Genomic DNA, 14,643 nt, shown 5'->3' on the forward strand with positions numbered 1-14,643 from the left:
AGGCAGCGTTTTTGATGGCATTCCGCCAGGTTGTGGCAGCAAAAAGTGGGGCAAGGCCATAAGCAGGCGTTGCCGCGCAGAACGATGACCCGATCGCCAGCATTCGGAATGAAAGGGGTCATTTTCTCCCCCACAGATAGCCCTGGCCGTAATCGGCCTCGCTGGCGCGGGCCAGCGCGAAATCACCCGCGGTTTCGATGCCTTCGATCAGCACCTTGCTGGCGACGCGCTTGCACTCGCGGGTGAGGTGCAGAAACTTCGCCTGCTCGGTCCGTCCGTTCCAGAAGGTATGTTTGTCAATTTTGATGCCGCAGAAGCGGATCTGGCTGGTCAGCAGGTCGGGAAGAAGGTCTTCGCAGACATCGTCTGCCCACACTTCAATCCCCCACTGATGGAGCGTCGCAATGCATTTTTGCAGCACCCGGCTTTGCGTATCGTCGAGTTGGACCATCGTATGGAGATCGGTGATCTCGATAGCAAGTCTCTCCGGGCACGGGGTTTCTTCTTTTAGCCTGTCGAGGAAGTCCGTTTCCAGCAGTAAATCCGATGTCGCATTGAGATAATACTTGTCGCCATCCTTGCAAAACATGGCGTGACGAAGCTGCGCAAAGAAGTGCGCTTTACGCTGCGTCGCCGACATCGAGCCAAAGTAATCTTCAAGATTGACGTTGGGCTTTGCCGTGGACAATACCTCCCAGGCAATCACATTTTCACTGCGCAGTGCCCGGATGGATTCGAACTTATAGCCGGTTAGCATGATAAACGTGCGTAACGCTCCGTGGTGATTTCAGGAGCTGCACATTTTATGGATTTGGTTTTTGGCAGGATATTTATAGATAAAAATAGCTTATATAAAGTGTTTTTATCTAATTTATAGGAGTTATATAGGATTATTTATTTTCATAAGCGCCCGGCAGAACGCCGGGCGCGACGCGCATTAACCCGCTTTGCTGATGATTTTGATTTCGACCATGCCGATCCCGAGCTCACGCGGTGAGTGACCAAGGATATTCCCCTCGTTCGTGGACTGCGGGTCCGGCGGCACGATGACCAGGGTATTGCTGCGTGAAGGATTCTCAAAATGCAGCGTGTGCGTGCTCACGTCGTTTCCAAGCGTTAACGTCTGCTCCCGATCGCCCACGCGCACGGGGACGGGCTTGTTAGCATTCGGCCCATAGGCCCTGGCGGTGATCACCAGGTCGAACTGTTCCGGCAGGGGATGGGTGTACTCAATTTTCACCTCATTGCCCAGCTGCGCGTTGGACCAGCGTCCCCAGGACTCCGGCCGCGAGATGCCGCTAAACTGCTTCACTTCTTCCGGCGCGCCGGCCACGTTAAAGATAAAGCTGTCCGCTTTGTAGCGAATATCGTTGTCGCTGATTTTCAGCATGTCGATGTTGTGCTGATAGCGCGCCGTATCAATTACCGTATCTTTAAACGCGGTTTTGCCTTTCCACTGGGCTTTATCCACGTGCTGCACGGTTTGCTCGCCGCCGAGCTGGCCCTGAGAAACACACCAGTCGGTAGAGAGCGCCAGCGGCTGCGACCAGAGCTGGCCCATTTTGTAGCACCGGTCGACCCAGACGAAGTTATCGCGTGGCGCAAAATCGGCCAGCTGATAGCGCAGCGGCGCGGAATACTCGCTTTCTGGCAGCGGCTCAACGCGACCCTCCGACACGCGTACCAGCAGCGGCAGGCGGAAGTTGCTGCCCGAGAAGGCAATGGTGTTTTTATCCCGATCGACGGTGAAGTCCTTCATCTCTTTCGGGAAGTTCCACAGACGGATGATGTCGGGCTTCCAGGCGAGGATTTTTTCCTTCATGTTGAGGAACACTTCCGACAGGGATTGCCCCGACAGCGTGCTGCGGCCCAGGCCAATAAAGTTGTCGCCGCCCAGGATGTCCAGCACGGTGGCGCCGTTATCCATGGAGTTGCGTTTGGTGGCGATCTCCTCCTGCTGCGGCTGGTCGCCGCGCAGGACGAAGAACAGATTGCTGCGATCCTGCTTGTTGAGCTGGTCCCACGCGCTGTTTTTCATCGCCAGGTGATCGGACGAGACGACAATGACGGTGTTTTTAAACCAGGGCGAGGCTTTGATTTTCTCGACCAGCGCGGCAATGTGCTCCTGACTGCAGGTGACGGCGCTGAACGATTTGTTGTTTTTACCATCAATGTCATAGCTTTTGCGCTTGCAGGTGCGCGAGACAAACCCGTCCGGATGATGGGTGTCCACCGTCAGCGCAAAGAGAGAGAAACGCTTGCCCGCGCGGGACAGCTCCTCGAATTTCTTCCAGGTTTCGTCGAGTACCGTATCGTCATAGAAGCCCCAGTCGTTGCGGTAGCTCGGATCGGCAACCGTCGTTTTTAACTCTTCTGAGCCGTACAGGTGGTCAAAACCGTGGGATTTCAGGAACACATCTTTTCCGGCGAAGCGCAGGTTTGCTCCCTGCACAAAATAGTTTTCGTAGCCGGAGTTTTTCAGGATATCGCCGAGGCAAATATTCTGCGGGAAGAAGGTCGACATGGAGGCTGAGGCGTTACCTTCAAAAGGCGCGAACAGCGGGATACCACACTGGGAGGCAACCATACCGGCAATCGTGTAATCCGTACCGGGCAGCTGCATGGTGTGGCTGAAATCGAGACCTTCATTTTTCAGCGCACCCAGATCTGGCGTCAGGTCCGGGAAGGCATCGTTATCAAAGTACGTGCGCTCCAGACTTTCACCGTAGATATAGACCAGATTGAGCGTCGGGTTAGCGATCGTTTTCGACGGCTCTTTGTAGTAAGCCGCGAAATCCGGATCGCCGTCGCGCGACTGGGATTTCACCAGTTCGGTGATCTGATGGAACGCCGGGCTGGCGTCGACGGAGGCCAGCGCCAGGAATAACGCCAGCAGGCTGTAGCCATGATGGTGCGGATGATGGCGACGTCGACGCAGCACCCAGGCCAGTGCGCCAAAAATGGTGACCAGCGCAACGACAAGGCCGAGCCCCGGCAGAATGTACTTGCTTACACCCGCGCCCGTCAGGCTGTTTGTCAGCGTGTAGAGCACCGCATCGTTAATGCCGTCACCGGTAAAGTAATCGCTGGCGTATAAGGTAATGTTTAAAATAATAAAAATGCCGAGCACCACCAGCGTGGCGATAAACCACCAGGTGTGACGGCCGGCTTTCCAGGCGTAAACGCCGACAGAAGCCAGAAAAAGGATAAGAGACAGGAATTCAGACAACAGCATATCCTCGTGACGCCAGATGCTTCGCTGGCTAACTGTTTATTTTTTGGGTCATACAATGTAATTGCGATGTCGTTAAGCTGCAATTTTAGTGTCACGAAAGTGTGCTGTTGTTAGGATTTGGTTTAGAAAATCGTTTTTATGAAGACGTGCACATCCTGACAAACGGACGCTGAGACGGTGGCAGGCAGGAAAAACGCTCATTTAGCGCCGCGTTGCAAGACTATCGCATTAAACGCGGCGTGTTATGGCAGAAAATGGGGTGGATCAGGAGATGAAATTAACGCCTTGTTTCAGCACCAGATCGCAGGCTTTGGTTTTCACCTGTTTGGCCAGAGAAGAGTTGCCGAGGGTGCTCAGGTTAAGCTGCTGACCGTTCTGCGCGTTAAGCAGGCCCTGAATGCCGTCCATATAGTTGGTGTCCGCTTTTTGCTCCTGGGTATCCAGACCCAGTTTACCCAGCACCTGGTTTTTCACGTTTTGCGCGTCGGTCACGGAGGCCAGCTTTTGCTTCGCGCAATATTCCAGAATCCCCGCCGCGTTGTTCATCGTGCCCGCGCTCAGGCTTTGACCGCTGTTGCCCAGCAGGCTGGTGAGGGAAGAGGCGGAGAGTCCGCCCTGCGTGCTGCTGCTCTCTTTGGTCAGCTCATTTGCTGCGCTTGACAGGGACTCCTGCCAGGACGCCGCCTGCGCTGCGCCGGTTACCAGCAGTGCGCCTAAAAAGGTGCTGATTAGAATCTGTTTTTTCATCATGGCTCTCTCAAAAAGGTCCGTTTTGGGCCGAAGGGGTTCCAGTATATACCTGCGACCTGTCGGCGATTCCTGGAACTGTCTTAATACTCTTTCCCGGTGACGCGGCTGCGGTAACTGTCCCAGTCGAAGATGACATACAGGCTGTTACCCAGCTTCATGCGGTCCATGACGCGTTCCCCCAGCAAGCGGGTCATCTCGTCGATGTTGTGGTTTGTCAGCATGCCGGTCGGGCGTTTGGACGAAGAGCGGCGATCGACAATCTGGTTGATGATGACTTTTTCATAGCGGGATTCCGTCTGAACGCCAATCTCATCGATGACCAGCAGGTCGACGTTACTCAGATCGTTAAGCAGCTGTTCTTCGCTGGTTTCACGGTTGCTGAAGGTGTCTTTCATCGCGGACATGATATCGGCCACGGTGATGATGAGGACTGATTTACCGCGCAGAAGCAGCTCGTTGCAGATGGCGGCAGCCAGGTGGTTTTTGCCGGTGCCCGGCTTGCCGCTAAAGATGAAGCTGGCGATATTGCCGTCGAATTCATCCACATACTGCCGCGCGGCGGCCAGCGCGTTCATCTGCCCGGTGGTCTCAATTTTATAGTTATCGAACGAGCAGTTCTGGTGCAGGGGACGAATACCGGAACGGTTAAAGGTGCGCTGCATTTTCATCGCCCGGTTTTCGCGTGCGAGCGCGGCGGCGCGGATCTTACCTTGCTCTTTTTGCCACGCCAGCAGCTCTTCACCGGTGGTGAAAGCAGGCTTCACGTTGGCAGGCATCATTTTTTGCAGACGTTTCATCAGGTCGCCGACGTTCTTCATTTCGCACCTCGGAATCCGCTGGGGATCTGTTTATCCGGTTCTGAAAACGCATTGATATCACGTTTTGGCTGGCCATTGTTGCCGGCGCGGGTAATCTGGAGATGACGCGCGAGCTTTTGCTGCCACTGAATATGGGTGAACACTTTCCCTTCCGCCTGCCACCAGGCGGTAAACGCGGCAAGCTCTTCCGCGGTGGCGGGTTGGGTTAACGCAATGCCCCACAGCGCGGCCTGCCGCTGAAAATCTGCATCCGGCTGCCAGCCCGAATAGAGGGCAAATTTACCCATCGGAACGGTCACGGGAACGTTAACCGGTTCATCAAAGAACTGATTATCCAGCGTGACATCGCTTGCCGGGCGTGACAATTGCGCTTCGATCTCCAGAAGCTGTGCCAGACGTTCCGGTGTGATTGCGTAAAACGCTGGCGCGTTGTCGGCAAAAACCGCAACCGTGCCCCCTTCGGCGTGGGTCAACACACCGCGAGGGTCGCGCATAAAGGCATCAATACCAGCAATGCTGGTGGTCAGAATTCTGGAGGACATAACGCTTACTCTACTGATGACTACGGGCGTGATATGGGCTTATGGTAGCACAGAGAGGGGAAAGGGAAGGAGGGGATTTCCCCGGCGGCGCTGCGCTGACCGGGGCTACAGTTGTAGGCCTGATAAGCGCAGCGCCGTCAGGCAGTTATTACGCGATGATGTTCAGCGTGACGTCGATGTTGCCGCGGGTTGCATTAGAGTACGGGCAAACAATGTGCGCCGCATCGACCAGCTTTTTAGCTTCCGCAGGATCCATACCTTCAACATGGATGTTCAGTTTTGCTTCGATACCAAAACCGGTAGGCAGCGGACCAATACCCACTTCGCCTTCAATAAAGGCATCTTTTGGCAGGGTAAATTTGTCGCGTGCCGCCACGAACTTCATCGCGCCCAGGAAGCAGGCAGAGTAGCCCGCGGCAAACAGCTGCTCAGGGTTGGTCACGTCTCCCCCCATGCCGCCCATCTCTTTTGGCACACCCAGTTTGACGTCCAGTACGCCATCGGAGGAGGTGGCACGACCGTCACGGCCACCGGTGGCTTTTGCTTTGGCGGTATAAACAACTTTTTCTAAAGACATGGCAGGTTCCTCATCTTGTTTTAACGTGTACTATTAAATAGCGTGCGATATATATGGGTAAATAATAACGCGTAAAGTATAGCGTTACGCGCGGTGTAGCTGTTGTCGCAAAAGTTCGAGCTGCTGTTTGAGCGCCAGCAGGGTGTCAGTATCACACTGCGCTGCGCACCCCACCGCATGGGGGATACCCAAAGCCTGCTGCTGGAGCTCACGTCCCGCTTCACTCAGGGTGACGGCGACTTGACGTTCGTCTTTGCGTGAACGGTGGCGGTTGATGAGCCCGGCGCTTTCCAGACGCTTCAACAGCGGCGTCAGGGTCGCAGAGTCAAGGAACAACCGTTCACCGATGTCCGACACCGTCATATCATCCTGCTCCCACAGCACCAGCATCACCAGATATTGTGGATAGGTCAGGTTCAGCGGTGCCAGCAACTGCCGGTACAGCTTGTTAAGCGCCAGATTTGCCGAATAGAGGGCAAAGCAGAGCTGGTTATCCAGCTTGAGCGCAGCGGTTGCATCGTTCGTTTTCGCGTTCATGAGATGAATATAGATAGTGTACGATTTAATTGCAAGCAATTTTATGGGCAGGTGTAACGGAGCGCCACCTGAACGGCCATTTTGCGGTAGTGCTGGCGCTGCGCCTGCTCGTCTGCGCCTTCTTCAAACAGCAGCGTAAAGGTGTAGCTGTTGGCAACGTAGTGAAAGCTGAAGCTGCTTATCAGACGATGAAGATCGCGGGCGTCTACCGTCTCACTGAAGAGCTGTTTTTCTTTCCCCCGGCGCAGGATCTCCTCCAGCAGGTCGAGCGCGCTGCGGTTGACCTGGCGGAGATAGCTCGACTGCTGCATAAAGCGGCCGCGCTGCATGTTTTCCATGCAGATAATCCGGATGTAGTCAGGGTGGTCGGCATGATAGTCAAAAGTGGCTTCAACCAGATTGACCAGCGCTTCGACCGGGGGCATTCCCGTCAGGCTTAGCGCTTTTTCACTGGCGCGAATCTGGGTGTAAACATGTTCCAGTACCAGGAGATAGAGGTTCTCTTTATTCTTGAAATGGTAAACCACCATGCGTTTGGTGGTGCCCGCTTTCTCTGCGATCTGCTCCATCCGTGCACCGTTCAATCCATACTCGGCAAAAAGCGCGATGGCGCTCTGAAAGATTTTCTCTTTCAGGCTGGATTCTTCACTGTGATCGGGGTGTTCGCTGCCAGGGTTAGCCACATCCTTTCCTTATTTTCACCAAACGGACCAGACGGATTATCTCCACGGCAGCGAAATAACACAAATATCAAACGCGTGGGCGTTTGCGGTATAGCCACAGGCCGGGGATCGACAGCCCGATGGAGAGCGCGCCGACGATGGAGGACGCCTTAAGAAAATTGCTGAGAAGAAGGATCATCTGAGGCTCGGTATAGCCGAAATGGCTGATTTTCACCGCGGAAATCATTGCGGTATAGGCCGATATGCCCGGAAACATCGGGATCACCGCGGCAACGGTGAACACTTTGGGATGTGCCAGGTACCAGCGCGACCACTGAATGCCGATACTGCCGACCAGCATGGAGGCCATAAATGTCGACCATTCGATGTTAAAACCCGCCGTCATCATGACCATGCGTGAGCCATGGCCAATCGCGCCCAGCAGGGCACACCACGGCAGAGCGCGTTGCGGGACGTTAAATACCATCGCGAAGCCGATGGCCGGAATCGCGGCCAGAAGCATGTCCTGCGCCAGTGCCAGCAGAAAATCGATTACGCCCATCCGCGTAGCCCCCAGAGTGTCATGGCCATGACCACGCCGATGCAGGTCGCCAGCGTCAGCAGGCTGGCGATCGCCCAGCGTGCCAGACCGGTATTGATGTGCCCTTTAAACATGTCGGCGACGGCGTTGATCAACGGAAAGCCCGGAACCAGCAGAAGCACGCTGGCGGCCATGGCAACGGTCGGGGTGTTGGCAAACTGCGGCAGACGCAGCAGCAGGCCAGAAACCGTGGTGGCGACAAATGCGGTAATGCAGAAGTTAATTTGCGGGTGCAGCTGCCGATGCGTCAGCAGCTGGCGAACATACATGGCGATACTGCTGGCGAAAAAGGTGATGATTGCACCGTCCCATCCGCCTTTGTTGAGCTTACAAAAGCAGGCGCACGAGAGCCCTACCATCAACACGACGAGCCAGCGCGGATAACGTAATGGCTTGATCTGGTTGAACCGTTTTTCAATCTCCCTGAGATCGAGAAGCTTATGTTCAGCGAGGATGACAATGTGCTGCACTTCGGTCACGACGTGCATGTTTATGCCGCGGTCATGGTTTTTGCGCGTGGAGGTCAGGCACTGACCGTCTTTAATCGTGGTCAGCACAATGGCATTGGATGAGATGGCACTTTCGACGCTGTCCATCCCTAGCGCCAGCCCCAGCCGGGTGGAAAGCTCCTCAACCAGCGCGCTTTCCGCGCCGTGCTGAAGCAGAAAAAGACCGCACTGAATACATAGCCGCGTGATAGCACGCTGCGTTGACCGCTCTGCCTGCATGTCGTGTCCTGAAAAAGATGGAGAGGTTGCCGGTTAGCCCATAATGAGTACTTTTAGCACAAAGTGCAGTCCCTCTTGCTGTGGGCCAGATCAAGGTTTGTGCAAACAGTGACAGTCGGTGTCGTGAAAGTGGGCGGGATTAATTTATTAATGCCGTGAATTATTAATATCAAACTATAAAATATTTGTATTTAGTTATTCTAATTTTAAATTGTCGTTATTTTAATGACTCCACAATTAAATTTTATTTCGCTTTGTGAGATATTACTGCTGTTTAGGCATTTCTTAAACTAAGCATACATCTCATCTTCTGCTTGTATTAACCAGTCTTACACTCAGGGACGAAATAGTCATACGTTGATGTGTTTTAACGTTACTCATCAAATGAAAAATGGACACGGAGGGTCTATGTTGTCATTGCATGGTAAGCATGGCGTTGTCATTAGCCGGATGCCCGTGATGCAAAACGGGTTAGGAGGCGTGATGGCACGTCATTTCCCCGATTTTGAATTGAGCTATTGCCGCTCATTGCAGGAATTAACGCTGCTCCAGTTACGCCGCGCGGACGTCATTATTGCCGATATTTCAGGCGAATACAGGAATCCTCGGGGTGCGCTTGAAGAATATTACAGTTTATTGAATCAATACCGGGACATTCACTGGATCTTTTTAGTCTCGCGTCCGCTTTACCCTATTGCGGTTGAGTTACTTATGCGCCCGGAAAGTACGTTGCTTTCTGATATGGAGCCCATTGAAGGCGTGGTTAACGCGATTCGGGCAGGGAGTGAGCGGGCAGAGCGGATAAGCCAGACGTTATTAACCCCGGAGCCTCAGGGCTCGGAGGATGAAAACGAACACGTTATCGCGCTTACGCACTCCGAACGTAAGGTCCTGCGTCTGTTAGGGAAAGGATGGGGGATTAACCAAATCGCCACATTGCTTAAGAAGAGCAATAAAACCATCAGTGCGCAGAAAAACAGTGCGATGCGACGGCTTTCATTACGCAGCAATGCGGATATGTACGCCTGGATCAACAGTACACAGGGAATGAGAGAGCTGAGTTTGTTGTCAGCCTATGGAGAGTTCGAGGAATGGAAAAAACCGATTCAACAAGACATATCGCCATCATCGAAAGTTGCACGATGACGGCTGTCGGGCTAAAGCATCTTTTTGCCATGCCCGGCCTGAGCCATTATCAGCTACACCTGTTTAGTGAATTTGACAGCTTTAAGAATGCACTTCGTCACGTTAATTTTTTCTCGCTGATCTATTCCCTTTCCGATGCGCGAGAGGAGCGCCGTAACTGCCTGGCGCACCTGCGGGACCTTGCGTTTACGCACGGCCATATCCAGCGCATCATTTTGGTTTCTGACGAGATGGAAGCACGGCTCATTAGCCATCTTTCTCCATCACGCCTGCACGGTGTCGTCAGTAAATCGGTGACGCTTGAGCATCTGCAGAAGGAACTCGTGGAGTTGCTGAGCGAAACGCTGCGTATCAATGACAATATGCTGAATCACTGGTACCGGAGCCAAAACAGGATGCTGAGCCCCACAGAACGGGCAATATTGCGTTATATGTCCTGCGGGTATTCCATCCCTGAAATCGCGGCACATCTTGAACGGAATATTAAGACCATCCGGGCACATAAGTTTAATGCGATGGTGAAACTGGGCGTGAATTCAGACGTAGGGTTACTCGATGCGGCGGATATTATTACGCATCTTCCTGCAAGAGAGCCACAATGTTTGACTCTCCTCACGCCTACCTTTTTATAAACCGTTTTTTGCGCGCCAGATACGCTCTGGCGCGTCAATCAGATACAGACATCCACCCATTTTGCGGAAGTCAGCTCTGCCATTCTGTCAGGTGAAATGCGCACAGCGCTGTGAATTGCGCCTGCGGCAGGCAGCACTTCGGCGTACTGCTTTAAAGAGATATCGCAATACACCGCGAGCGGGTTTTCCAGCCCGAACGGGCACACGCCGCCAACGGGATGACCGGTGATGGTCACCACTTCATCACTGCTGAGCATGCGCGCTTTCGCACCAAACGTGTCTTTCAGCTTTTTGTTATCCAGACGCGCATCGCCTTTCGCCACGACCAGAATCACCTCATTTTTAACCTTGAGTGACAGGGTCTTGGCGATTTGTCCCGGCTCGACACGATGGGCGGCAGCAGCCAACGCAACGGTAGCAGTACTTTGACTAAGCTCAATAACGTCTATATCCGGCGCGTTGTCGGCAAAAAACTGCTGTACAGACTGCAAACTCATTGTTTCCTCCTGACAAATATCCTGCGTAATCTGTCATAAGAAATTATGCTCTGTAAATATCTCTTAAGTAACAAATATCCCAAACGGCTGATTTCTGGATCCTCTTCACAATCACAGAAACCGGTTACAGTAACCGGTTGCAGAGCGGGAAGCGTAGATTAATACTGAGTACGTAACGTCCCCTGTATCCAATAATAAGAGCCAAATATGAAACCATTTCGTCTGAGCAGTACCGCTGGTTGGCAAGCCAGCAAGGTTGTGAAGCTGATGTATGGAACAACGTGCGGCGCGTATGTGCCCGTAACAAACGTCTGACAGGAGATCTGCCATGTCTGCCAACCATGCTGCGTTTAACCTGATATTCCGTTTCGTCGAAAATTACGTCAGCCCGATAGCCGGGCGGATCTCGTCCCAGCGTCATGTTATGGCTATTCGTGACGGGTTTATCTCCGCGATGCCATTTATGATTGTGGGTTCGTTTTTGTTAGTGTTCGCTTACCCACCTTTTTCGCCTGATACCACCTGGGGTTTCGCCCGCGCCTGGCTGGATATGGCGAAGCAGTTTGAGGGCCAAATCCTGACGCCGTTTGATATGACGATGGGCATTATGTCCATTTATATCTGTGCGGCCATTGCCTATAACCTTGGCAAACACTACGTCAAATCTCATCAGCTGGACCCGTTTATGTGCGCCATGCTGTCGCTGATGGCGTTTCTGCTGGTCGCGGCACCCAAAACCAAAGGCACGCTCCCTGTCGACAGTCTGGGTGGCACGGGCATTTTTACCGCGATTCTGGTGGCGATTTATTGCGTTGAGATGATGCGTTTCCTCAAAGCGCATAACATCGGCATTCGACTGCCGGACCAGGTCCCGCCGATGATCAAAAACTCTTTTGATCTGCTGATTCCGGTGCTGGTGGTGGTGGTGACCCTCTATCCTCTGAGCCTGGTGATTCAGTCTCAGTTTGGCATGCTGATCCCGCAGGCCATTATGTCGGTCTTTAAACCTCTGGTTTCCGCGGCGGATTCTCTGCCTGCGATCCTGCTGGCCGTGTTGATTGGTCATCTGCTGTGGTTCGCCGGGATCCACGGCGCTGCCATCGTCTCCGGAATGTTGCAGATGTTCTGGCTGACTAATCTGGGCGCTAACCAGACCGCACTGGCCGCCAGCCAACCTCTGCCGCATATCTTCATGGAGGCGTTCTGGACGTTCTTTATCGTGATTGGCGGGTCGGGCGCCACGATGGGGCTGGTGATTTGCTATCTGCGTAGTCGTTCAGCGCATTTACGCTCTATTGGCCGTTTGAGCGTGGTTCCCAGCTTCTTTAACATCAACGAGCCGGTCATTTTCGGTACACCGATTGTAATGAATCCGGTGTTCTTTATTCCGTTCCTGCTGGCACCGATGGTCAACGCCGTGCTGGCGTGGGCGGCGATGACGTTTGATTTGATTGGGCGCGTCATCTCGGTCGTTCCCTGGACGGCACCGGCGCCGATAGGCGCAGCGTGGGCCCTGGGCTGGGACTTCCGCGCGGCTATTCTGGTTGTGGTTCTGGCCTGCGTATCGGCGATCATCTACTTCCCGTTCTTCAAAGTGTATGAGAAGCAGCTGCTGGAGCAGGAAGCGGAAGAAGCGCAGCGTAGCGCGGAAGAGGACAATCAACAGGTGGCATAGGTAAAAACAAAACGGCAACGCAGGTTGCCGTTTTTTGTTTTTGTAGGCCCGGTAAGCGAAGCGCCACCGGGCAATTCACTGCTCTACTTCAGCGTGCAATCCCCACACTGCTTAACGTCCGGCAGGCGATAACGCTGGCAGCAGGTGCGGCGAACCAGAAGCCCGTCACGGAGTACAACGGTGCGGAATAGCGGGTTGTCACGGCCATCGGAAAGCTGCCTGGCAAAGAAACAGGACTGACGCAGGGCCTCAACGTTCTCATCACCGAGCAGCGGCTTCATTTCCGTTAAATACCAGTGGATTAAATAGCCCGTATTGCTCCAGATAAGCTTCCCGTTAATCTCTCCCGTCGCTTCCAGCGCTTCCACCACCGGGATCAGAGTCTGGGTGATGAGCTGCTCCATACGTTCCTGAGCCGTCAGGCGTTCAGCGCTATGGTCTTCGTGGAGATCAATCCAGAAGCAAGCAGCACGTCCGGTTTCGTGAAACTCAACATGGAATTTATCCGGCGAGAGTTCCAGCATGCTCTTCTGTGTTAACAGCGCCAACATGAGCGGAGGAACCATCAGCCCGATATACCACTGCGCCCAGAGAGAGAGCAGGGGTTTATTTTCCCGCGTAAGGGTGGGTTGATTGCGATAGATATGGTCGGAATAGGTGGCCAGCAGCGATTGCAGCTTTGACGGCTGTCGCCACTCTGAGAGCGTCATCGCGTGGGACGGGGGCGCTTCATCAAGCCGGATAAAATCCAGCAGGTGGGCGCGCGTTTCCGCAATTTTGTCCCGTATCGCATCTGCAAGCGAAGCATTCCCGCTGGTGAGCGGCGCTCGCCAGAGGAGAGGTTCGACGATGTGTGCAGTATGCGTGGCCATAGTATAGATAGAAATCTAAATGATAATGATTGCCAATCCTAACTATTGCTCATACCAATGGCAAGACTTTTGTCCGGGTGACATCGTCGTTATGTCTACGCCGTCTGAATCTCTTCACTTAACAGAATGTTATTGCGTCCCATATGCTTTGCTTCATAGAGGGCTTTGTCCGCTTTTTCCAGCGCGCCTTCCACGTCTTCATCCTCGAAAATGGCGATACCAATGCTGATGGTGACGTTTGTCGCGACGCTTTCGTTAAACAGATGCGGGATTTTCAAATCATAGACTTTCTGACGGATCCGCTCGGCCGTCTGGCGGGCGTGTTCGAGTGAAATGTTGGTCAGCAGCACCATAAACTCTTCCCCACCAAAACGCGCCACAATATCGCGAGAACGCACGGCATCGCGGATTGCTGCAGAGACGCGCTTCAGCGCCTGGTCGCCCATCATATGGCCGTAATGGTCGTTATAGGCTTTGAAGTGGTCGATATCCATCAGCAGGACAAAATGCTCGCCATTTTCTACCGTGGGCAGATTCTCCAGACGGCTTTGCAGACCGCGACGATTATAGAGCCCGGTAAGCGGGTCCATCATGCTGAGATCGGTAAGGGTTTCTCGTTCTTCCAGAAGGCGAGAGAGCAGCTCCTGAGCGAAACGGTCGTTGCGTCTTTGCAAAATGTTATGAATAGCAATTGCCACCACAGGAAGTGCGAAAGAATAGGTCATTCTCAGCCATATATCGTGATCGCTTAACCACAGGCAGACAATAAAGGTGGGCAGTGAATGCAGCGTAAAGGCTTTGATATTACTGGCGAACGCCAGCGTGCCGATAAAAAGCACCGTTAAAAGTGCGATTAACAAATACGTCGCATGATCATGGGTAATTAAGGCGAATTTGGAGACAATTTGCCAGGCCCACAAAATACCGAAGATCCCTGAAACGACAGGAATATTTATCTTCCGCGCGCGCTTTCGCCAGTGCCAGATGAACAGGCCGGTACTGATGGAGAAAATAGCAATCAGAGGGGCGGAAAACAGGCGTACAGAATTGAGCGGGTTTGTTACCGAGAACACTGCCGAGGTTGCGTTCAGAAATAAAAATAAACGTAACGATAATTGATATTTTCTGTGAACCAAAGACCGCCAGGATTGTGATGTCATAGTCGTGTGTTTTTATTAAAATTTAATTAAAACAAATAAATAGATGTCGTTTCGCAATAAAATATGCAAAAAGCGCAAAGAGTAATTATCAGAAAATCTTTAGACGTTGTTAACAGGTGCGCAATTTATCACCTTAGGCAATTCCTGTCATTACGGGAAAGGTAAAGGTCGATGGATTTTGATTCATTCAGCTGACAAATGATAATCTCTA

16 protein-coding genes are annotated in these 14,643 nt (G+C 53.0%); 3 read left to right on the forward strand and 13 right to left on the reverse strand.

Annotated features, from left to right (window positions below; translation table 11 throughout):
• Nucleotides 1-118: 118 nt before the first annotated feature.
• From BFG58_RS16120 to BFG58_RS16165, 10 genes are all read right to left on the reverse strand, one after another.
• Nucleotides 119-757 (reverse strand): EAL domain-containing protein, encoded by a 639-nt coding sequence (locus BFG58_RS16120; RefSeq protein ID WP_048028608.1) that lies wholly within the window; start codon nt 755-757, stop codon nt 119-121.
• A 180-nt stretch (nt 758-937) separates the two neighbouring features.
• Complete coding sequence (gene opgB, locus BFG58_RS16125) at nt 938-3,229, reverse strand: phosphatidylglycerol--membrane-oligosaccharide glycerophosphotransferase (RefSeq protein WP_069720188.1); 2,292 nt, start codon at nt 3,227-3,229, stop codon at nt 938-940.
• A 270-nt stretch (nt 3,230-3,499) separates the two neighbouring features.
• Nucleotides 3,500-3,982 (reverse strand): DUF2501 domain-containing protein, encoded by a 483-nt coding sequence (locus tag BFG58_RS16130; RefSeq protein ID WP_024908282.1) that lies wholly within the window; start codon nt 3,980-3,982, stop codon nt 3,500-3,502.
• An 83-nt stretch (nt 3,983-4,065) separates the two neighbouring features.
• Nucleotides 4,066-4,803 carry a DNA replication protein DnaC gene (gene dnaC, locus BFG58_RS16135; RefSeq protein ID WP_008502094.1) on the reverse strand — a complete coding sequence of 246 codons (738 nt, stop codon included), beginning with the start codon at nt 4,801-4,803 and terminating at the stop codon, nt 4,066-4,068.
• The gene (dnaT, locus tag BFG58_RS16140; protein WP_063620694.1) at nt 4,800-5,345 is read right to left on the reverse strand and encodes a primosomal protein DnaT; all 546 of its coding nucleotides are present in this window, start codon (nt 5,343-5,345) and stop codon (nt 4,800-4,802) included. Before dnaT ends, dnaC begins: the two co-directional genes overlap by 4 nt.
• Nucleotides 5,346-5,493: 148 nt before the next feature.
• Nucleotides 5,494-5,922 (reverse strand): organic hydroperoxide resistance protein, encoded by a 429-nt coding sequence (locus BFG58_RS16145; protein WP_008502092.1) that lies wholly within the window; start codon nt 5,920-5,922, stop codon nt 5,494-5,496.
• An 84-nt stretch (nt 5,923-6,006) separates the two neighbouring features.
• Nucleotides 6,007-6,459 carry a MarR family winged helix-turn-helix transcriptional regulator gene (locus BFG58_RS16150; protein WP_023293337.1) on the reverse strand — a complete coding sequence of 151 codons (453 nt, stop codon included), beginning with the start codon at nt 6,457-6,459 and terminating at the stop codon, nt 6,007-6,009.
• A 41-nt stretch (nt 6,460-6,500) separates the two neighbouring features.
• The gene (locus BFG58_RS16155) at nt 6,501-7,142 is read right to left on the reverse strand and encodes a TetR family transcriptional regulator (RefSeq protein ID WP_063620696.1); all 642 of its coding nucleotides are present in this window, start codon (nt 7,140-7,142) and stop codon (nt 6,501-6,503) included.
• Nucleotides 7,143-7,209: 67 nt separating this feature from the next.
• Entirely contained in the window at nt 7,210-7,683 is a 474-nt protein-coding gene (locus tag BFG58_RS16160) for a threonine/serine exporter (RefSeq protein WP_045907727.1), read from the reverse strand.
• Nucleotides 7,674-8,450 carry a threonine/serine exporter ThrE family protein gene (locus BFG58_RS16165; RefSeq protein ID WP_048028601.1) on the reverse strand — a complete coding sequence of 259 codons (777 nt, stop codon included), beginning with the start codon at nt 8,448-8,450 and terminating at the stop codon, nt 7,674-7,676. Before BFG58_RS16165 ends, BFG58_RS16160 begins: the two co-directional genes overlap by 10 nt.
• A gap of 408 nt (nt 8,451-8,858) precedes the next feature.
• On the opposite strand from BFG58_RS16165, the gene BFG58_RS16170 reads away from it, so the two are divergent.
• Together BFG58_RS16170 and bglJ are read left to right on the forward strand one after the other, a co-directional pair.
• Nucleotides 8,859-9,596, forward strand: coding sequence for a LuxR C-terminal-related transcriptional regulator (locus tag BFG58_RS16170; RefSeq protein WP_048225553.1), 738 nt, complete (start codon nt 8,859-8,861; stop codon nt 9,594-9,596).
• Complete coding sequence (bglJ, locus tag BFG58_RS16175) at nt 9,593-10,228, forward strand: DNA-binding transcriptional activator BglJ (protein WP_048028597.1); 636 nt, start codon at nt 9,593-9,595, stop codon at nt 10,226-10,228. The genes BFG58_RS16170 and bglJ overlap by 4 nt, the downstream gene beginning before the upstream one ends.
• A 38-nt stretch (nt 10,229-10,266) precedes the next feature.
• On the opposite strand, the gene BFG58_RS16180 is transcribed toward bglJ, so the two are convergent.
• Nucleotides 10,267-10,725 (reverse strand): YbaK/EbsC family protein, encoded by a 459-nt coding sequence (locus BFG58_RS16180; RefSeq protein WP_008502085.1) that lies wholly within the window; start codon nt 10,723-10,725, stop codon nt 10,267-10,269.
• Nucleotides 10,726-11,053: 328 nt separating this feature from the next.
• Between BFG58_RS16180 and BFG58_RS16185 the strand changes: the two genes are divergently transcribed.
• Nucleotides 11,054-12,400, forward strand: a complete 1,347-nt coding sequence (locus BFG58_RS16185) for a PTS sugar transporter subunit IIC (RefSeq protein WP_045907731.1) — start codon at nt 11,054-11,056, stop codon at nt 12,398-12,400.
• Between the two features lie 83 nt (nt 12,401-12,483).
• Here BFG58_RS16185 and fhuF read toward each other — a convergent pair whose 3' ends face one another.
• Nucleotides 12,484-13,272, reverse strand: a complete 789-nt coding sequence (fhuF, locus tag BFG58_RS16190) for a siderophore-iron reductase FhuF (protein WP_069720125.1) — start codon at nt 13,270-13,272, stop codon at nt 12,484-12,486.
• 95 nt (nt 13,273-13,367) lie between these two features.
• Nucleotides 13,368-14,432: a GGDEF domain-containing protein gene (locus BFG58_RS16195; protein WP_045907733.1), complete on the reverse strand. Its 1,065-nt coding sequence runs from the start codon at nt 14,430-14,432 to the stop codon at nt 13,368-13,370.
• Nucleotides 14,433-14,643: the final 211 nt, after the last annotated feature.

The sequence above is a fragment of the Enterobacter sp. ku-bf2 genome, from assembly GCF_001742765.1.
Lineage (GTDB): Bacteria > Pseudomonadota > Gammaproteobacteria > Enterobacterales > Enterobacteriaceae > Enterobacter > Enterobacter quasiroggenkampii.